Raw genomic sequence first — 17,690 nt, 5'->3', positions numbered from 1 at the left:
TGGCGTCGTTCGCAATATTGTCGCGCGAACCGGAGTTTCGTACAACGCTGCGCGTACCATGCGACGCATGCGCGAGGACGACTTGCCCAACATCATCTACGGCATCAAGAACTGCGACACCATGAAAAAGGCGCGCACCTGGCTCGACAGCCATGGCGTGCCTTACGAGTTTCACGACTACAAGACGGCGGGAGTCGAGAAGGACAAGCTCAAGCAATGGAGCGACAAGGTCGGCTGGGAGGCGTTACTCAATCGCGCCGGCACGACTTTCAAAAAGCTCCCCGATTCCGACAAGGAAGGCCTCGGCGAGAAGAAGGCGCTGGCGTTGATGCTAGCGCAACCATCGATGATCAAGCGGCCGGTGCTGGAAATCGGCGGCAAGCTGCTGGTCGGATTCAAGCCCGATGTCTATGCCAAGGAAGTCGGCGCCAAGAACGCTGAAGCCAAGGCGCGCTAGTTCAGTTCGATGGTCTCGGCGGTGACGCTTGGGCCGGACTGGTCGGCGATCTCGACCACGTCGGCTGCTGCGATGCGACCAGGCGCGCGATGAAAGAGGTCGCGGTCGATCACGACGCGCAGTCTCGGACGCGGCGACGCGTGATTTCCGCGCATCAGATTCTTGATCTCGAAGCTGCCGTCCTCGCAGAAGGTCTTCACCGACGCGATGATGTGGCTGACCTTGTCCTCGGTCAAGAACGGCAGCAACAGCCGTTCATAGGCGACGATGCGACCGTAGATGTCGTCAATGTCGGCAACGCTGTAGATCGGAAGCCCGCGCGCAACGCATTCGTGATAGATGGGCATCACGAAGGGCGCGAGCCGCGGTCCGACATAGTCGTGCAGCAGGATGCCCTTGCCGCTGTGGCCATAGGCGCGCGAGATGCGCGTGCCTTCGCTTTGGATGATCAGGTGCGGCGTCGGCGTCGAATTGTCCACCGTGTAATAGATGAGATCGGACAGCTCTTCCTCGAGTCGCGCGGGCTGGTATTCCCAGATCGCCGGTGCGACCTGCTGGCGCGCATAAAGTCGCAGCCACGTGTTCAGGAGATCACGCTGCCTGATCGACTTGACGATGGAGGGCGCGGCGCTTGCGAAATCCAAAACAATATTCCCGGCATGTCAAAACCCGCACATGATCCATGCCGCGGGAAAATTTTCTATGAAGGCTGGCGCGGGAGACGAAAGACCGTTAACGACGGCTTGACGACCGGTGCCTTGCGAACCGGGAGGCCGGGCAGGCACGAGATCAAAACATCTCCGACTAAGGGAGCATTTGTATCCCGGCCGGAGGCCTGATCTGCTCAGCTTTCCGCCTTGCCTAACCCCCGTCACCTCCGGCATATTCCGCGCCCGGAGGCGGCGTTCCGGAGGGCTCCAAGGCCTCCGGAAAGCCGAAGCAACAAGGACAGCCACGCGCGGCCAGCGCGTCGCGCGGGGAGGGGGAAATCTGTTTGGCCGATGAGTTCATTCTCGAAACGGAAGGCTTGACCAAGGAGTTCGCGGGCTTCTTCGCCGTCCGCGACGTTGCGCTCAAGGTTCGCCGTGGGAGCATTCATGCGTTGATCGGTCCGAACGGGGCCGGCAAGACGACGTGCTTCAATCTTTTGACCAAGTTCCTCAAACCGTCTGCCGGAAAGATCCTGTACAAGGGACAGGACATCACTGCGATGGCGCCGGCCGACGTGGCGCGCATGGGCCTGGTTCGCTCGTTCCAGATTTCGGCGGTTTTTCCGCATCTCACCGCGCTGGAGAACGTCCGTGTCGCGCTTCAGCGCCAGCACGGCTCTTCGTTCGACTTTTGGCGCTCCAAATCCGTGCTCAACCGCTTCAACGATCGCGCGCGCGAGCTGTTGAACGATGTTGGCCTCAGCGAGTTTGCCAATACGCCGGCGGTCGAGATGCCCTACGGACGCAAGCGCGCACTGGAGATCGCAACCACGCTCGCGCTCGACCCTGAGATGATGCTGCTGGACGAGCCCATGGCCGGCATGGGTCACGAGGACATCGACAAGATCGCGGCGCTGATCAAGCGCATCTCCGCGAAATATACCATCCTGATGGTCGAGCATAATTTGAGCGTCGTGGCCAATCTCTCCGACATCATCACCGTGCTGACGCGCGGGCAGGTGCTCGCGCAGGGCCATTACTCCGAGCTCACCAAGGACGAGCGCGTCAAGGAAGCCTATCTGGGAGCCGGTCATGCCTGACACTGCGATCGCCGAGGCTCCGGCAAAGGCCGCGACCGGCGGAAACATCCTTCAAGTCCGCAACCTGGAAGCCTGGTACGGCGAGTCCCACATCCTGCACGGGATCAACTTCGACGTGAATGCGGGCGAGGTCGTCACCCTGCTCGGGCGCAACGGCGCCGGCAAAACGACCACGTTGAAATCCATCATGGGCATCATCGGCAAACGAACCGGCTCGGTGAAGTTCAACAATCAGGACATCATCCGCGCGACCTCCGACAAGATCGCGCGCATGGGTATCGCCTTCTGCCCCGAGGAGCGGGGGATATTCTCCAGTCTCGACGTGCGGGAGAATTTGCTGCTGCCCCCGGTGGTCCGTGAAGGCGGGCTGCCGCTCGATCAGATCTTCGACCTGTTCCCGAACCTGAAGGAGCGGCTCAACAGCCAGGGCACCAAGCTTTCGGGCGGTGAGCAGCAGATGCTGGCGATCGCGCGCATCCTGCGCACGGGCGCGAGCTTCCTCATGCTGGACGAGCCGACCGAGGGCCTTGCGCCCGTCATCATCCAGCAGATCGGCCACACCATTGCGCGGCTCAAGAAGGAAGGCTTCACCATCCTTCTCGTCGAGCAGAACTTCCGTTTCGCATCCACTGTCGCGGACCGCTACTACGTGGTCGAGCACGGCAAGATCATCGACGGATTTTCCAATGCGGAGCTTGCCGCCAACATGGACAAGCTCCACACCTATTTGGGTGTCTAGAACTGCCAACGAAAAAATTCAAAAAGGAAAGTTGCATGAAGACCAGGTCGATTGCGTCATTGCTGCTGACCACCGCGCTCACCTTCGCCGCAGCAGGCGTCGCGTCCGCGCAGGACAAGATCGTCAAGATCGGCGCGCTGTCCGATCAGTCCGGCCTCTACGCCGACCTCGGCGGGCCGGGTTCGACGCTTGCCGCGCAGATGGCCGTTGAGGATTCTGGCCTTGCGGCGAAGGGCTGGAAGATCGACATCATCTCGGGCGATCACCAGAACAAGCCCGACATCGGCACCGCCATCGCGCGGCAATGGTTCGACGTGGACAAGGTCGACGTCATTGTCGACGTGCCGAACTCGGGCGTCGCGCTCGCCGTCAACAACGTCATCAAGGAAAAGAACGGCGTCTACATCAATTCCGGTGCGGCGACCTCGGACCTCTCCAATGCGCAGTGCTCGCCCAATACCGTGCACTGGACCTACGACACTTACATGCTGGCCCACACCACCGGCCAGGCGCTAGTCAAGGCCGGCGGCGACACCTGGTTTTTCCTGACCGCGGATTACGCCTTCGGCGCGGCGCTCGAGCGCGACACCACGGCGGTCATCACCGCCAACGGCGGCAAGGTGGTCGGCGGCGTCAAGCATCCGCTGAACACGCCGGACTTCTCCTCGTTCCTGCTTCAGGCGCAGGCCTCCAAGGCCAAGATCATCGGCCTTGCCAATGCCGGCGGCGATACCACCAACACCATCAAGCAGGCGGCCGAGTTCGGCATCGTCAAGGGCGGTCAGAAGCTGGCGGCGCTGCTGCTCTTCCTCACCGACGTCAAGGCGATCGGCCTCGAGACGGCGCAGGGCCTCAACTTCACCGAGACGTTCTACTGGGACATGAACGACCAGACCCGGGCGTTCTCCAAGCGCTTCGCCGAGAAGATGAAGAACAATGCGCCGCCGACCATGGTGCAGGCCGGCGTCTATGCGGGCGTACGGCACTATCTCAAGGCCCTCGAAGCGCTCGGCGGCAATCCGCATGACGGCATCAAGATCGTCGAGAAGATGAAGTCGATGCCGACCGAGGACGATCTGTTCGGCAAGGGCGAGATCCAGCCCAACGGCCGCACCATTCACAACGCCTATCTCTTCGAGGTGAAGAAGCCCTCGGAATCCAAGGGACCGTGGGACTTCTACAAGCTGGTCGGCACGGTGCCGGGCGATCAGGCCTTCACGCCGCTGTCCGAGAGCAAGTGCGCGCTCTTGAAGAAGTAAGATGACGGCCGGCAGGCCATCAGGCTTGCGGGCGACTTTTAAGGGAACGCCGAAGGGACCGGGTGCGGGATCGATGCAGGCTCTTTACGCTCAGCTACTGGTGGGACTGATCAACGGCTCGTTCTACGCGCTGCTCAGTCTCGGGCTTGCCGTGATCTTCGGCATGCTCAACATCATCAATTTCGCCCACGGCGCGCTCTACATGATGGGCGCCTTCGTCGCCTATTTCCTGCTCAACCTCGGCGGCATCAATTATTGGTGGGCGTTGCTGCTGGCGCCCATCATCGTCGGCATTTTCGGCATGATCCTCGAGCGGACCATGCTGCAATGGCTGACCGGGCTCGATCACCTCTACGGCCTGCTCCTGACCTTCGGCATCGCGCTGATCGTGCAGGGCGTGTTCCAGAATTATTTCGGCTCCTCCGGTCTGCCTTACGCCATTCCGGACCAGCTCAAGGGCGGCATGAACCTCGGCTTCATGTTCCTGCCCGTCTATCGCGGCTGGGTAGTCGTGTTCTCGCTGGTGGTGTGCCTTGCGACCTGGTTCCTGATCGAGAAGACGCGGCTCGGTGCTTACCTGCGTGCCGCCACCGAGAACCCGACGCTGGTGCGCGCCTTCGGCGTCAACGTGCCGCGCATGATCACGCTGACCTATGGTCTCGGCGTCGGCCTTGCCGCGCTCGCCGGCGTGCTCTCCGCGCCGATCAATCAGGTGCGGCCGCTGATGGGCGCCGACCTCATCATCGTCGTGTTCGCGGTGGTCGTGATCGGCGGCATGGGATCGATCATGGGCTCGATCATCACCGGCTTTGCGCTCGGTGTGATCGAGGGCCTGACCAAATATTTCTACCCCGAGGCCTCCAACACCGTCGTGTTCGTGCTGATGGTGCTGGTGCTCTTGGTGAAGCCAACGGGATTGACGGGAAGGGCGGCCTGATATGACAGCCTTGACGGACGACACGCTGCCGGTGACCCCGCGCACGGTGCGCGACGAGATGATCGTGTTCGTGGTGATGGCGCTGCTCTTGGCGTCGGTGCCATTCACGGGAGTCTATCCGTTCTTCGTGATGCAGGCGTTGTGCTTTGCGCTGCTCGCCTGCGCCTTCAATCTGCTGGTCGGCTATGGCGGCCTGCTGTCGTTCGGGCACGCAATGTTCCTGGGGACTGCCGGCTATTGCAGCGCACATGCGCTGAAGGTGTGGGCGCTTCCGCCCGAGCTCGGCATCCTCGTCGGCGTCGCCGCCGCGTTCGTGCTGTCGATCGTGACCGGCTACATCTCGATCCGTCGCCAGGGCATCTATTTCTCGATGATCACGCTGGCGCTGTCGCAGCTTCTTTATTTCATCTACCTGCAGGCGCCGTTCACCCATGGCGAGGATGGCATCCAGGGCATTCCACAAGGGTACATGTTCGGCGTGCTCGATCTGTCCAAGCCGACCGTGCTCTACTATGTCGTGCTGATCGGCTTCCTCGCCGGCTTCCTCTTGATCTTCCGCATCATCAACTCGCCGTTCGGCGAGGTCCTGAAGGCGATCCGCGAGAATGAGCCGCGGGCGATCTCGCTCGGCTACCGTACAGACCAGTACAAGTTCCTGGCCTTCATCCTGTCGGGCACGCTGGCCGGCTTTGCCGGTGCGCTGAAAGTCTTCGTGGCGCAGAACGCCTCGCTCACCGACGTGCACTGGTCGATGTCGGGCGAGGTCGTCCTGATGACGCTGGTCGGCGGTCTCGGAACCATCTTCGGTCCCGTGATCGGCGCCTTCGTGATCATCGCCATGCAGCAATATCTGGCGGGCTTCGGCCAATGGGTGACGGTGATCCAAGGCGCGATCTTCGTGATCTGCGTGCTCACCTTCCGCCGCGGGGTCATCGGCGAAATCGCGCATTACTTCCGGCGATCGCTCTAAGTAGCTGATATAAAATCGGTTTACCGGTCGCTCGAAAGCGGTGGATGACCCTGCACCGCGGGCGTGAGATGACACGCGCGTGGATCGAAAATGGTCTATGACAGTTTCATGACGGCCCCTTCGGGCCAGGCCATTTTTCCAACCGGTAGCCTATCCCCATGATGCGATGGTTTCGTGCTTTCCTGCCCAAGGAGGAACGGTTCTTCGACCTGTTCGACCGTCATGCCCAGACCGTGATCCAGGGCTCGATCGCGCTCCAGAGCATGCTCAACGGCGGCGAGGAAACGCCGGTCTATTGCCAGCGCGTCAACCAGTTCGAGAACGACGCCGACAACATCACCCGCGAAGTGCTGACGGCGGTGCGCCGCACCTTTATCACTCCGTTCGACCGCGGCGACATCAAGAACCTGATTACCTCGATGGACGACGCCATCGACCAGATGCAGCAGACGGCGAAGGCCGTGATGCTGTTCGAAGTCCGCGCCTTCGAGCCGCCGATGCGCGAGATCGGCGGGCTTCTGATCGAATGCGCCAATCTGGTCGGGCGCGCGCTGCCGCTGATGCAGTCGATCGGCCCGAACGTCGCCATGCTGACCGCGATCACCGAAGAGCTGGGCAAGCTGGAAGGCCGCGTCGACGACCTCCATGACATCGGGCTGAAGGAGCTGTTCCTCAAGCATCGCGCGGGCAACGCGATGGATTTCATCGTCGGCGCAGAGATCTACGACCATCTCGAGAAGGTGGCCGACCGTTTCGACGACGTCGCCAACGAGATCAACAGCATCGTCATCGAGCAAGTGTAACGCATGATCCGGAAAAATGTGCCGCGGTTTTCCTTCGCGACAAACGCTGAACGCGTTTGCGCGGAGATCATGCGAAAAAATTGAGGCAGGGCCGCTGTGGATGCTGCGTTGGCTCTTCCCGTCCTGGTCGGCTTGATCGCCGTCGCGCTGCTGTTCGATTTCTTGAACGGACTCCATGACGCCGCCAATTCGATCGCGACCATCGTCTCGACCCGCGTGCTGCGGCCGCAATTTGCGGTATTCTGGGCCGCGTTCTTCAATTTCGTCGCCTTCATGGTGTTCGGGTTGCACGTCGCCCAGACCATCGGTACCGGCATCATCGATCCCTCCATCGTCGACGCCCAAGTGATCTTTGCGGCCTTGGTCGGGGCCATCGTCTGGAACCTCGTGACCTGGGCGCTCGGCATCCCGTCATCGTCCTCGCATGCGCTGATCGGCGGACTCGTCGGCGGCGGCATGGCCAAAGCGGGCATTTCGGCGGCAGTGTGGAGCGGATTGTCGAAGACGGTGCTGGCGATCGTGCTGTCGCCCCTGGTCGGCTTCCTGCTCGCAATGATGCTGGTGGCGATCGTGTCCTGGGCCTCGGTGCGCTCGACGCCCTTTGCGGTCGATCGCGCCTTCCGCATCCTGCAATTCGCCTCCGCCTCGCTCTATTCGCTCGGCCATGGCGGCAACGACGCCCAGAAGACCATGGGCATCATCGCGGTGCTGCTGTATTCGCAGGGTCATCTCGGCAGCGAATTCTCGGTGCCGTTCTGGGTCGTGCTGTCCTGCCAGGCTGCGATGGCGCTGGGCACGCTGATGGGCGGCTGGCGCATCGTCCGCACTATGGGCCTGCGCATCACCAAATTGACGCCCATGCAGGGCTTTTGCGCGGAGACCGGGGGCGCTGCGACCCTGTTCATGGCGACCTTCCTCGGCGTTCCCGTCTCGACCACCCACACCATCACCGGCGCCATCGTCGGCGTCGGCGCCGCCCGCCGCGTCTCGGCGGTGCGCTGGAACGTCGCTAGCTCGATCGTTTATGCCTGGGTGATCACGATCCCGGCCTCGGCCATCGTCGCCGCGCTGACCTGGTGGGTGGTCAAGATCTTCGTCAAGTAACGAACTTTAGGCCGGCAATTCCGGCGACGATGAGCCCGATGCTGGCGAGGCGGAACGCCGTGGCCGGCTCGCCGAACAGGATGATGCCGAGCGTCGCGGTGCCGACCGCGCCGATTCCGGTCCAGACAGCGTAGGCGGTTCCGACGGGCAGTGATTTGAGAGCAAGTCCGAGCAAGATGACGCTGCCGGCCATGGCCGCGAGCGTGACGACGGACGGAACAGGCCTGGTAAAGCCCTCGGTGTATTTCAGGCCGATCGCCCAGGTGATCTCGAGAAGCCCAGCGATCAACAGGATGCTCCAGGCCATGACGACCCTCCATTCTAGGCAGGGTCGTCCCCGCGGCTGAGGTGCTGAGAACGGGAAGGCCGTCCTTCCCGAAATGCCGATATGGGGCTGGCCGGAGGGCCACGCAATCACCAAATGAGGCTTGATCAGGCCCAGTTTCCCTGCCAAACGCTCCCGCCATGTCCGACATCGTCACCACCGCAGCCGAATCGCCGGCCCGTTCTCCGCTTGCCGCTGAAGTGGCACGGCGGCGGACCTTTGCGATCATCTCCCACCCCGACGCCGGCAAGACCACGCTGACCGAGAAGCTGCTGCTGTTCGGTGGCGCCATCAACCTCGCCGGTCAGGTCAAGGCCAAGGGCGAGCGGCGCAACACGCGTTCCGACTGGATGAAGATCGAGCGCGAGCGCGGCATTTCGGTCGTGACCTCGGTGATGACCTTCGAGTTCGAAGGCCTCGTCTTCAACCTGCTGGATACTCCGGGCCACGAGGACTTTTCGGAAGACACCTACCGGACGCTCACGGCGGTCGATTCCGCCGTGATGGTGATCGACGCCGCCAAAGGCATCGAAGCGCGCACCCGAAAGCTGTTCGAGGTATGTCGTCTCCGGGATATCCCGATCATCACCTTCATCAACAAGATGGACCGCGAGAGCCGCGACGTCTTCGAGCTGCTGGACGAGATCGAGAAGACGCTGGCGCTCGACACCACGCCGATGACCTGGCCGGTCGGCCGCGGCCGTGACTTCCTCGGCACTTATGACGTCGTCAATGGCGGCGTGCGCCTGCTCGAAGGCGGCGGTGCCAAGACCGGTGCGGCGCAGCAGATCGAGATCGAAGAGCTCGCCAAGCTCAATGCCAATCTGGACGTGTCCGCGGTGAAGGACGAGCTCGATCTCGTCACCGAAGCGTCAAAACCGTTCGAGCTCGAAGCGTTCCGCGAGGGACATCTGACGCCGGTTTATTTCGGCAGCGCGCTGCGCAATTTCGGCGTCGGCGACCTCCTGGAAGGTCTCGGCAAGTTCGCGCCCGAGCCGCGCGCGCAGGACAGCGACCAGCGCAAGGTCGAGGCCACCGATCCGCGCATGAGCGCCTTTGTGTTCAAGATCCAGGCCAACATGGATCCGAACCATCGTGACCGCATCGCGTTTGCGCGGCTCTGCTCGGGCAAGCTCAGCCGCGGCATGAAGGCCAAGCTGGTGCGCACCGGCAAGAGCATGCCGCTGTCGAGCCCGCAATTCTTCTTCGCGCAGGATCGTTCGGTTGCGGATGAGGCCTTTGCCGGCGATGTCGTCGGCATTCCCAACCACGGCACGCTGCGCATCGGCGATACGCTGACGGAGGGCGAGGATTTCAACTTCGTCGGCGTGCCGAGCTTTGCGCCGGAAATCGTCCGCCGCGTCCGTCTCACCGATGCGATGAAGGCGAAGAAGCTGAAGGAAGCTCTACAGCAGATGTCGGAGGAGGGCGTGGTGCAGGTGTTCCGCCCTCGCGACGGCGCGCCCGCGCTGGTCGGCGTCGTCGGCGCGCTCCAGCTCGATGTGCTCAAAGCGCGGCTGGAGGCGGAATATTCACTGCCGGTCGAGTTCGAGGTCAGCGAGTTCCAGCTGGCACGCTGGGTCTCCTCGGAGGACCGCAAGAAGCTCGACACCTTCATTGCCGCCAACACCTCGAGCATCGCCGACGATGTCGATGGCGATCCCGTGTATCTGGCGCGGAACGAGTTCTATCTCGGCTACACCCGCGAGCGCGCCGAGGGCATCGAGTTCACCAACGTCAAAGACGTCAAGAAGAAGGGGTAGGGCGGCTATCCCCCGCTGTGCAGCCACCCCTCCGCTGTCGTGCCCGCGAAGGCGGAGCATCCAGCACGCCTCTCGGCTCAACAATGATCCCCCTGGAATAGTGAGCGGGTTCGGCCCGGCGACGAAACCGCGTTTGAACGCGCGCATGTGAACACGAGGTGGGCTTGAAGCCGCGGCAAGATCTCCCCAACATGATGGTGGATGGTCGCTCATCGCGGTGCTTCTCAATGCTGCGCGCATTCCTGGTTCTGCTGCTGACCTTCTTGGCGGTAAGTGCCGCCGCAGCGCGGCCCCGGCAGATCAATCCGATCCCGTTCTCGCACGAGCCGTGCAGCGTGCTGGACGGCGGGCCCTGCACGCCGTCCTATTGCAGCGTGCTCGATGAGGGCCCCTGCATTCCCGAGATCGACTATCCTTACGGGCAGAACCTCCAGCTTACGATCGAGAGCGTGCCGTCCGAGGCCGATCGTGCCAAATATCAGAGGCCGGATCACGATCTCGACACGATCGGCGACCTCTTCGCCGCGCTGCGCAGCTGCTGGTCGCCGCCGTCGGACAATTCGCGCGCCGGCATGCAGATGTCGGTGCGCTTCAGCTTCAACAGGGCGGGTGGCCTGATCGGCCCGCCGCGCCTCACATATGCGACCGCGGGCGTGCCGGCCGGCACCCGCACCACCTATCTCAATGCCATCAACGCATCGCTGAATGCATGCCTGCCGCTGAAATTCACCAGCGGCCTTGGCGGCGCGCTGGCGGGCAGGCCGATCGCGATCCGCTATGTCGACAATCGCGAGCTTGCCAAATAGCGCAGGCTATCTCCTCATCCTGAGGAGCACGTTCTTCACGCGCGTCTCGAAGGATGAAGGCCGGGCTGTGACAGAGGGGGCCTCTGTTGTTCGAGACGGCGCTTTCGCGCCTCCTCACCATGAGGGGAGGGAGTTGCGAGCGGCGGCCAATCGATGATACCTCAGATGTGGGGGCTGCTTGAGGGGGAGGATGTCGTGGGTCTGCTGGTCATGATCCTGGGGCTGGTGCTGTTTTTCGCGGCCCATGTTTTCACGACGAAACGAAAGGCGCGCGCAGAGGCGATCGCGAGGCTGGGCGAGGGGACCTACAAGATTCTCTATTCGCTCGTCTCGCTCGCGGGGCTCGCGCTGATCATCTGGGGCTTTGCCCATTATCGCAGCTCCGGCTGGATCGACGTCTGGTACCCGCCGAAGGTGCTGAAGCACATCACGCTCGCCTTGATGCTGCCGGCCGTCATCCTGGTGGTGGCCTCGTACCTGCGCGGCCGCATCTATGCGACACTGAAGCATCCGATGCTGACCGGCATCAAGCTGTGGGCGGCCGCGCATCTGCTCGCCAATGGCGATCTCGGCTCCATCATCCTGTTCGGCTCGTTCCTGGGCTGGGCTGTGTATGATCGTATCACGCTCAAGCACCGCACCGATGCCGGCGGTCCGCCGATCCCGGTGGGCGGTGTCACCAACGATTTGATCGCGGTCGCGGTCGGAATTGTCGCGTATCTCGCGCTGGCCTTCGCGTTCCATCCAGTCGTGATCGGTGTTCCCGTCATCGGCGTCTAGCCGGTTAGCACAAGACGAAGCCTGGACGTCCATGGGCGATAGCTGGCAAGAGCAATAAGCCGAGGGCCCTTCGATGGATTGGTCGCAATCTCAGATTCCGCCGATGCGGTTCGAGTCGCGCTTTGGCGATCGGGTGGTGCCGGCATTTTGCGATCGGCCGTCGAGCCTGTGGGCCATGATCGCGGAAGCCCGCGCGCGCAATGGTGATGGCGAGGCGCTGATTTGCGGCGACGTCCGCCTGAGCTGGCGACAAGCCGTCGAGCAGTCCGCGCGGATCGCGGCCGGCTTTCGCGAGCTCGGCCTGCAACGCGGCGACCGCGTTGCCATCCTGCTTGGCAACCGCATCGAATTTCCGCTGCTGCTGTTCGCCGCCGCGCATGAGGGGCTGGTCACGGTGCTGCTCAGCACGCGCCAGCAGAAGCCGGAGATCGCCTATGTGCTCACGGATTGCGGCGCGAAGGTCCTGATCCACGAGGCGGCCCTCGCCGAGCGGCTGCCCGATGCGCAGGATGTGCCCGATGTGATCCACCGCATCGCCATTGACGACGATCCGGCCCGGTCGCGCTTCTCCGCTCTCGCTGACAATGCACCGGCGCCTGCGCCGGTCGAGGTGAATGAGGAGGACACCGCGATGATCCTCTACACCTCGGGTACGACGGGCAAGCCGAAGGGCGCGATGCTGGCCCATTGCAACATCACCCATTCCTCGATGGTGTTCGTGTCCTGCCTGCAATTGACGGCGGCGGATCGCTCGATCGCCGCGGTGCCGCTCGGCCACGTCACCGGCGTTGTTGCCAACGTCACGACGATGATCCGCTGCGCAGGCGCGCTGATCATCATGCCGGAGTTCAAGGCGGCCGACTATCTCAAGCTCGCTGCGTGCGAGCGCGTCACCTACACCGTGATGGTGCCGGCGATGTACAATCTTTGCCTGCTGCAACCAGATTTCGACAACTACGACCTGTTGAGCTGGCGCATCGGCGGCTTTGGCGGCGCACCGATGCCGGTCGCGACCATCGAGAAGCTCAAGGCGAAGATCCCCGGGCTGAAGCTGATGAATTGCTACGGCGCGACCGAGACGACCTCGCCCTCGACGATCATGCCGGGCGAGCTGACGCAGAGCCATATCGACAGCGTCGGCCTGCCGTGCCCGGGCGCGCGCATCGTCGCGATGGACACCGGCGGGCGCGAACTGCCGCCCGGGGAGATCGGCGAGCTCTGGATCCAGAGTGCCTCCGTCATCAAGGGCTATTGGAACAACCCGAAGGCCACGGCCGAAAGCTTCACAGGCGGCTTCTGGCACTCCGGCGATCTCGGCTCGGTCGACGCGGAAGGGTTTGTCCGCGTGTTCGACCGGCAGAAGGACATGATCAATCGCGGCGGCATGAAGATCTATTCGGCCGAGGTCGAATCCGTGCTCGCCGGCCATCCCGCGGTGGTCGAGAGCGCGATCATCGCCAGGGCCTGCCCGGTGCTGGGCGAACGCGTCCATGCAGTGGTGGTGACGCGCAGCCCGGTTGCCAGCGAGGCCCTGCGGGCCTGGTGCGCGGAGCGGCTGTCCGACTACAAGGTCCCCGAGACCGTGGCGATCAGCGCCGAGCCATTGCCGCGGAATGCCAATGGCAAGGTGCTGAAGCGTCGGTTGCGGGAGCTGCTCGGAAGCTGAGCAGACAGGCCGCTCCGGGCTGTCCCGGAGTGGTTAACGCCTTGATCGGGCTGGCTTTGCCTTGCCACCGCCATATCGTTAGGGTACCTCGCCGCCACACGGGGACGGGATTCCTGACGCGAATGCTTTGGCGCGCGCACCCGGACGGGCATGGGATTAGCATAAGTGTCTGAATTATTTGACGAAGTCGATGAGGAAGTACGTCGCGAACAGCTCAAGAAGCTGTGGGACAAGTATTCGATCTACTTCATCGCCCTGATGGTGCTGATCGTGGCCGCCGTCGCTGGCTGGCGTGGCTACCAATATCTGGAGGCCAAGAAGGCCGCCGAGGCTGGCGCCGCCTTCGAGAAGGCCGTCGAGCTGTCCGAGCAGGACAAGCATGCCGACGCCGAGAAGGCCTTCACCGAGCTCGCCGCCAAGGCCCCGTCCGGCTATCGCACCCTGGCGCGGCTGCGCGCTGCGGCAGAGGCCGCTGCCCGCGATCCCAAGGCCGCCGCGAAGATGTATGACGACATTGCCGCCGACCGCGGCGTCGGCGGCGAGTGGCAGGATCTGGCCAAGATCCGCGGTGCCGGCTTGCTCCTCGACAGCGCCAGCTACGCGGACATGCAGCAACGGCTGGAAGCCTCCGCCGCGCCCAAATCGACCTTCCGCCACAGCGCCCGCGAGATGCTGGCCTTGTCGGCCTGGCGCAACAACGACATGACCGCGGCCCGCAAATGGCTCGACGCGATTGCCGAGGACGGCGAAACACCGCCCGGCCTGCGCTCGCGCGCCGAGGCGCTCCAGGCTCTGCTGCCGCCCGCCGCCAAGAGCTGACGACGGCCCTCTGACGCAAACGAGACACAAGATGCGCCGCACGCTACGTTTGATCGCAGCCGCCGTCCTGATCGCCTTCACGGGCGTCCTGGGCGGCTGCTCCAGTTTCGATCCAAGCGACATGCTCGACTTCCTCGACACCAAGAAGAAGCTGCCAGGCGACCGCAAGCCGGTCTTCCCGGAGGGGGTGCCGGGCCTCGAGCAGGGCGTGCCGAAGGAGATGTACAAGGGTGCGCAGCAGCAACCCGATCCAAACGCGCCTGCCGTCGCGGCTCTGCCGGCGGAGCCGCCGCCCGAGCCGGCCAAGCCTGCGAAGGGGGCCAAGGCGACGAAGTCCAGGCAGCCAGCCGCAACGGCCGCCGCGCCCGCTGGCGCCGAGGTCGATGGCGAGGCCCAGCCAGAGGCTGCGCCGACTACCGCCGCTCCGTCGCCCAAGCATAAGATCGTCCGCAAGCGCACCACCGCGCCGCCGCCGGATCAGCCTGCCCAGCAGGCGCAACCGACCCAGACCACGCAGCAGCAATCGCAGGGTGCTTTCCCGGCGCCGCTGCCGAGTGGCAGCTTCTCGCGCTAGAGCATGATCCGGAAAAGTGTGAAGCGGTTTTCCGAAAAGATCATGCTCAAACAATTACTTTCACTGCATTGACAGACGCGGCTCCGGCAGCGCACGAATGACTGATGCCCTTCACGATCGCCATCATCGGCCGGCCCAATGTCGGCAAATCGACGCTGTTCAACCGCCTGGTCGGACAGAAGCTGGCGCTCGTCGATGACCTCCCGGGCGTCACCCGCGACCGCCGCGAGGGCGAGGCGAGGCTCGGCGATCTCGAATTCACCATCATCGATACCGCCGGTCTCGACGAGGGCGCCAAGGGCTCGCTGACGGCGCGCATGCAGGAGCAGACCGAGACCGCGATCGCGCAGGCCGACGCGCTGTTCTTCGTGATCGATGCCCGCATCGGCCTCACGCCCACCGATCGCGCTTTCGCCGATTTCGCCCGCAAGGCCAATAAGCCGGTGCTGCTGGTCGCCAACAAGAGCGAAGGCAAGCATGGCGATGCAGGGGCAATGGAGGCCTTTGCCCTTGGCCTCGGCGACCCCATCCAGATCTCGGCAGAGCATGGCGAGGGCATGGGCGAGCTTTACGATGCCTTAGCTAAGCTGATGCCCGAGCCCGTTAACGACGATGAAGACGAGGACGACGAACAGCTTTCCGAAGAAGAGGCGGCGACGCGCCCGATCCGGGTCGCTATCGTCGGCCGGCCCAATGCCGGCAAGTCGACGCTGATCAACCATCTGCTCGGCGAGGAGCGCCTGCTGACCAGCCCGGAAGCCGGCACCACACGCGATTCTATTGCAGTGGAGATCAACTGGAAGGGCCGCGATTTCCGCGTGTTCGACACCGCGGGGCTGCGCCGTCGCTCGCGCATCGAGGAGAAGCTGGAAAAGCTCTCGGTGGCCGACGCGCTGCGTGCGGTGCGCTTTGCCGAAGTCGTCGTGCTGATGATGGACACGCAGAACCGCTTCGAGGAGCAGGATCTGCGCATCGCCGATCTGATCGAACGCGAGGGAAGGGCGGTCGTGCTCGCCGTCAACAAATGGGATCTGATGGAGACCAAGGGCGGCGGCGCGATCTCGGGCCTGCGCCGTGATGCCGACCATTGGCTGCCACAGCTCAAGGGCGTGCCAATCGTCGCCGTATCAGGCCTGATGGGCGAGGGCATCGACCGCCTGATGCAGGCGATCCAGGACGCCTACGCGATCTGGAATCGTCGCGTATCGACGGCCGCGCTCAATCGCTGGTTCGAGCAGGCGATCCAGGCCAATCCGCCGCCGGCGGTGTCCGGCCGCAGGCTGAAGCTGAACTACATCACCCAGACGAAAGCGCGCCCGCCAAGCTTCGTGCTGTTCTGCTCGCGTGCCGATGCGGTGCCGCAGTCCTACTTGCGCTACCTCACCAATTCCATGCGCGAGACTTTCGAGTTGCCGGGTACTCCGGTGCGCATCACCTTGCGCGAGAAGGCGAATCCCTTCGCGCATAAGCGCAAGCGGCCGTCGTGAGCGGGGAGAGGGGCGAGGCGATGGCGCAGAGCGCCGCGCCGGTCCGGCGTGGTGCCGTCGCCTTCATCTTCGTCACCATCCTGCTCGACATGCTAGCACTCGGCGTGATCATGCCGATCCTGCCGAAGCTGATCGAAAGCTTCGTCGCCAACGACACTGCGCACGCGGCCCGCATCTTCGGCGTGTTCGGTACCGCCTGGGCGCTGATGCAGTTCGTGTTCTCGCCACTGCTGGGCGCGCTGTCGGATCGCTTCGGGCGGCGGCCGGTGGTGCTGCTGTCGAATTTCGGGCTCGCGGCCGACTACGTGCTGATGGCGCTGGCGCCCTCGCTGGTCTGGCTGTTCATCGGCCGCGTGATCTCTGGCATCACCTCGGCAAGCATCTCGACTGCCTTCGCCTACATCTCGGACATCACGCCGCCGGAGCGGCGCGCGGCGGTCTTCGGCAGGATCGGCGCGGCCTTCGGTGCCGGCTTCATCCTGGGCCCGGCGCTCGGCGGCCTGCTTGGCGACATCGATCCACGCCTGCCGTTCTGGGCCTCGGCGGCCTTGAGCTTCGCCAATGCGCTCTACGGGCTCTTCGTCCTGCCGGAATCGCTTTCGCCCGATAGGCGCGCGCCGTTCCGCTGGAGGAGTGCCAATCCGATCGGCGCGCTGCACCTTCTGCGGTCCAACGCGGTGCTGGCCGCCTTGTCGGTCGTCAATTTCATTGCGCAGGTCGCGCATGTCGTGTTGCCCTCGACCTTCGTGCTCTATGCGACATATCGCTACGGCTGGGATTCCAAGACCGTGGGGTTGACGCTCGCCATGGTCGGCATCTGTGCCATGGTGGTGCAGGGACTCGCCATCGGCCCGATTGTGCGCGCGCTCGGCGAGCGGAACGCGCTGCTGCTGGGCCTGTGCTGTGGCGCGATCGGCTTTGTGGTCTTGGGCGCTGCGCCGACCGGACCGCTATCCTGGCTCGGCATACCCGTTTTGGCGCTGTGGGGGATCTCCGGCGCCGCCTCGCAATCGCTGATGACGCGGCTGGTTGCACCCGATCAGCAGGGCCAGTTGCAGGGCGCGACCGCGAGCGTGCAGAGCGTGTCGCAACTCGTCGGCCCGTTCCTGTTCACGCTGACATTTTCCTATTTCATCGGGGCCAGCGCGCCGCTGCATCTGCCCGGCGCGCCATTCCTGCTTGCGGCGGTGCTGATGGTGGTCTGCGTGGCGATCGCCGTGCAGTCGCTGGGTGCGACCAAGACAGTCTCGTAGGATGGCAAAGGCGCGCAAGCGCCGTGCCCACCGTCTGTTCATTATAAGCAAGAACTCGTAGGCACGCTTCGCTTTGCCCACCCTTGTATTAGCCTGATCGGTTATGTTGAGCCGTTCCGTGAGGAATGGCCCAGCCCGGGTGGCCGCGCGAGATCCCGGGTTCGATGCGAGCGCATCGCCCCGGGATGACCGCTATGC

General features: G+C 63.7%; 18 protein-coding genes. 16 read left to right on the top strand and 2 right to left on the bottom strand.

The window, feature by feature from the left end:
* Window positions 1-82: 82 nt before the first annotated feature.
* Window positions 83-457: an ArsC family reductase gene (locus tag IVB12_RS29515; RefSeq protein WP_247304612.1), complete on the top strand. Its 375-nt coding sequence runs from the start codon at window positions 83-85 to the stop codon at window positions 455-457.
* On the opposite strand, the gene IVB12_RS29510 is transcribed toward IVB12_RS29515, so the two are convergent.
* A complete protein-coding gene (locus tag IVB12_RS29510) occupies window positions 454-1,101 on the bottom strand; it encodes a hypothetical protein (protein WP_247304347.1) in 648 nt (215 codons plus the stop codon). The genes IVB12_RS29515 and IVB12_RS29510 overlap by 4 nt on opposite strands.
* 350 nt (window positions 1,102-1,451) lie before the next feature.
* Between IVB12_RS29510 and IVB12_RS29505 the strand changes: the two genes are divergently transcribed.
* The 7 genes from IVB12_RS29505 to IVB12_RS29475 all read left to right on the top strand — a co-directional run bounded on the left by IVB12_RS29505 (window position 1,452) and on the right by IVB12_RS29475 (window position 8,019).
* Window positions 1,452-2,207: an ABC transporter ATP-binding protein gene (locus tag IVB12_RS29505; protein WP_008551999.1), complete on the top strand. Its 756-nt coding sequence runs from the start codon at window positions 1,452-1,454 to the stop codon at window positions 2,205-2,207.
* Window positions 2,200-2,946 (top strand): ABC transporter ATP-binding protein, encoded by a 747-nt coding sequence (locus tag IVB12_RS29500; RefSeq protein WP_247281660.1) that lies wholly within the window; start codon window positions 2,200-2,202, stop codon window positions 2,944-2,946. The genes IVB12_RS29505 and IVB12_RS29500 overlap by 8 nt, the downstream gene beginning before the upstream one ends.
* 35 nt (window positions 2,947-2,981) lie before the next feature.
* On the top strand, window positions 2,982-4,205 hold the full coding sequence (locus tag IVB12_RS29495; protein ID WP_247304344.1) for an ABC transporter substrate-binding protein: 1,224 nt from the start codon (window positions 2,982-2,984) through the stop codon (window positions 4,203-4,205).
* A 73-nt stretch (window positions 4,206-4,278) separates the two neighbouring features.
* Complete coding sequence (locus IVB12_RS29490; protein ID WP_247281658.1) at window positions 4,279-5,142, top strand: branched-chain amino acid ABC transporter permease; 864 nt, start codon at window positions 4,279-4,281, stop codon at window positions 5,140-5,142.
* 1 nt (window position 5,143) lies between these two features.
* Window positions 5,144-6,112: a branched-chain amino acid ABC transporter permease gene (locus tag IVB12_RS29485; protein ID WP_247304342.1), complete on the top strand. Its 969-nt coding sequence runs from the start codon at window positions 5,144-5,146 to the stop codon at window positions 6,110-6,112.
* 158 nt (window positions 6,113-6,270) lie between these two features.
* The gene (locus tag IVB12_RS29480) at window positions 6,271-6,915 is read left to right on the top strand and encodes a DUF47 domain-containing protein (protein WP_247281656.1); all 645 of its coding nucleotides are present in this window, start codon (window positions 6,271-6,273) and stop codon (window positions 6,913-6,915) included.
* Between the two features lie 96 nt (window positions 6,916-7,011).
* Window positions 7,012-8,019, top strand: coding sequence for an inorganic phosphate transporter (locus IVB12_RS29475; RefSeq protein WP_247281655.1), 1,008 nt, complete (start codon window positions 7,012-7,014; stop codon window positions 8,017-8,019).
* Here IVB12_RS29475 and sugE read toward each other — a convergent pair.
* Entirely contained in the window at window positions 8,012-8,326 is a 315-nt protein-coding gene (gene sugE / locus IVB12_RS29470; protein ID WP_247304340.1) for a quaternary ammonium compound efflux SMR transporter SugE, read from the bottom strand. The genes IVB12_RS29475 and sugE overlap by 8 nt on opposite strands.
* 158 nt (window positions 8,327-8,484) lie before the next feature.
* On the opposite strand from sugE, the gene IVB12_RS29465 reads away from it, so the two are divergent.
* The 8 genes from IVB12_RS29465 to IVB12_RS29430 all read left to right on the top strand — a co-directional run bounded on the left by IVB12_RS29465 (window position 8,485) and on the right by IVB12_RS29430 (window position 17,492).
* The gene (locus IVB12_RS29465) at window positions 8,485-10,107 is read left to right on the top strand and encodes a peptide chain release factor 3 (protein ID WP_247304338.1); all 1,623 of its coding nucleotides are present in this window, start codon (window positions 8,485-8,487) and stop codon (window positions 10,105-10,107) included.
* Between the two features lie 227 nt (window positions 10,108-10,334).
* Complete coding sequence (locus tag IVB12_RS29460) at window positions 10,335-10,913, top strand: hypothetical protein (RefSeq protein WP_247304337.1); 579 nt, start codon at window positions 10,335-10,337, stop codon at window positions 10,911-10,913.
* Between the two features lie 195 nt (window positions 10,914-11,108).
* Window positions 11,109-11,693 (top strand): NnrU family protein, encoded by a 585-nt coding sequence (locus IVB12_RS29455; RefSeq protein WP_247304336.1) that lies wholly within the window; start codon window positions 11,109-11,111, stop codon window positions 11,691-11,693.
* A gap of 73 nt (window positions 11,694-11,766) precedes the next feature.
* Window positions 11,767-13,359 carry a class I adenylate-forming enzyme family protein gene (locus tag IVB12_RS29450; RefSeq protein ID WP_247304335.1) on the top strand — a complete coding sequence of 531 codons (1,593 nt, stop codon included), beginning with the start codon at window positions 11,767-11,769 and terminating at the stop codon, window positions 13,357-13,359.
* A 165-nt stretch (window positions 13,360-13,524) separates the two neighbouring features.
* Window positions 13,525-14,178, top strand: a complete 654-nt coding sequence (locus IVB12_RS29445) for a tetratricopeptide repeat protein (protein WP_247304334.1) — start codon at window positions 13,525-13,527, stop codon at window positions 14,176-14,178.
* 31 nt (window positions 14,179-14,209) lie between these two features.
* Window positions 14,210-14,752, top strand: a complete 543-nt coding sequence (locus tag IVB12_RS29440) for a hypothetical protein (RefSeq protein WP_247304333.1) — start codon at window positions 14,210-14,212, stop codon at window positions 14,750-14,752.
* A 104-nt stretch (window positions 14,753-14,856) separates the two neighbouring features.
* Complete coding sequence (gene der / locus IVB12_RS29435) at window positions 14,857-16,239, top strand: ribosome biogenesis GTPase Der (protein ID WP_247304332.1); 1,383 nt, start codon at window positions 14,857-14,859, stop codon at window positions 16,237-16,239.
* The gene (locus IVB12_RS29430) at window positions 16,236-17,492 is read left to right on the top strand and encodes a TCR/Tet family MFS transporter (RefSeq protein ID WP_247304331.1); all 1,257 of its coding nucleotides are present in this window, start codon (window positions 16,236-16,238) and stop codon (window positions 17,490-17,492) included. The genes der and IVB12_RS29430 overlap by 4 nt, the downstream gene beginning before the upstream one ends.
* Window positions 17,493-17,690 lie beyond the last annotated feature (198 nt).

It is taken from the genome of Bradyrhizobium sp. 179 (assembly GCF_023073535.1).
In the GTDB taxonomy this organism is placed as follows: domain Bacteria; phylum Pseudomonadota; class Alphaproteobacteria; order Rhizobiales; family Xanthobacteraceae; genus Bradyrhizobium.
The sequence above is the reverse complement of the archived record's forward strand: the minus strand, read 5'-3'. Positions and strand labels throughout refer to the sequence as shown.

Bases quoted from the DNA above. Each gene is read 5' to 3' on its own strand.
- IVB12_RS29495 (WP_247304344.1), top strand. From the start codon at position 2,982: ATGAAGACCAGGTCGATTGCGTCATTGCTGCTGACCACCGCGCTCACC.
- IVB12_RS29500 (WP_247281660.1), top strand. From the start codon at position 2,200: ATGCCTGACACTGCGATCGCCGAGGCTCCGGCAAAGGCCGCGACCGGC.
- IVB12_RS29450 (WP_247304335.1), top strand. From the start codon at position 11,767: ATGGATTGGTCGCAATCTCAGATTCCGCCGATGCGGTTCGAGTCGCGC.
- IVB12_RS29480 (WP_247281656.1), top strand. From the start codon at position 6,271: ATGATGCGATGGTTTCGTGCTTTCCTGCCCAAGGAGGAACGGTTCTTC.
- IVB12_RS29485 (WP_247304342.1), top strand. From the start codon at position 5,144: ATGACAGCCTTGACGGACGACACGCTGCCGGTGACCCCGCGCACGGTG.
- sugE (WP_247304340.1), bottom strand. From the start codon at position 8,326: ATGGCCTGGAGCATCCTGTTGATCGCTGGGCTTCTCGAGATCACCTGG.
- IVB12_RS29440 (WP_247304333.1), top strand. From the start codon at position 14,210: ATGCGCCGCACGCTACGTTTGATCGCAGCCGCCGTCCTGATCGCCTTC.
- der (WP_247304332.1), top strand. From the start codon at position 14,857: ATGCCCTTCACGATCGCCATCATCGGCCGGCCCAATGTCGGCAAATCG.
- IVB12_RS29465 (WP_247304338.1), top strand. From the start codon at position 8,485: ATGTCCGACATCGTCACCACCGCAGCCGAATCGCCGGCCCGTTCTCCG.
- IVB12_RS29460 (WP_247304337.1), top strand. From the start codon at position 10,335: ATGCTGCGCGCATTCCTGGTTCTGCTGCTGACCTTCTTGGCGGTAAGT.
- IVB12_RS29490 (WP_247281658.1), top strand. From the start codon at position 4,279: ATGCAGGCTCTTTACGCTCAGCTACTGGTGGGACTGATCAACGGCTCG.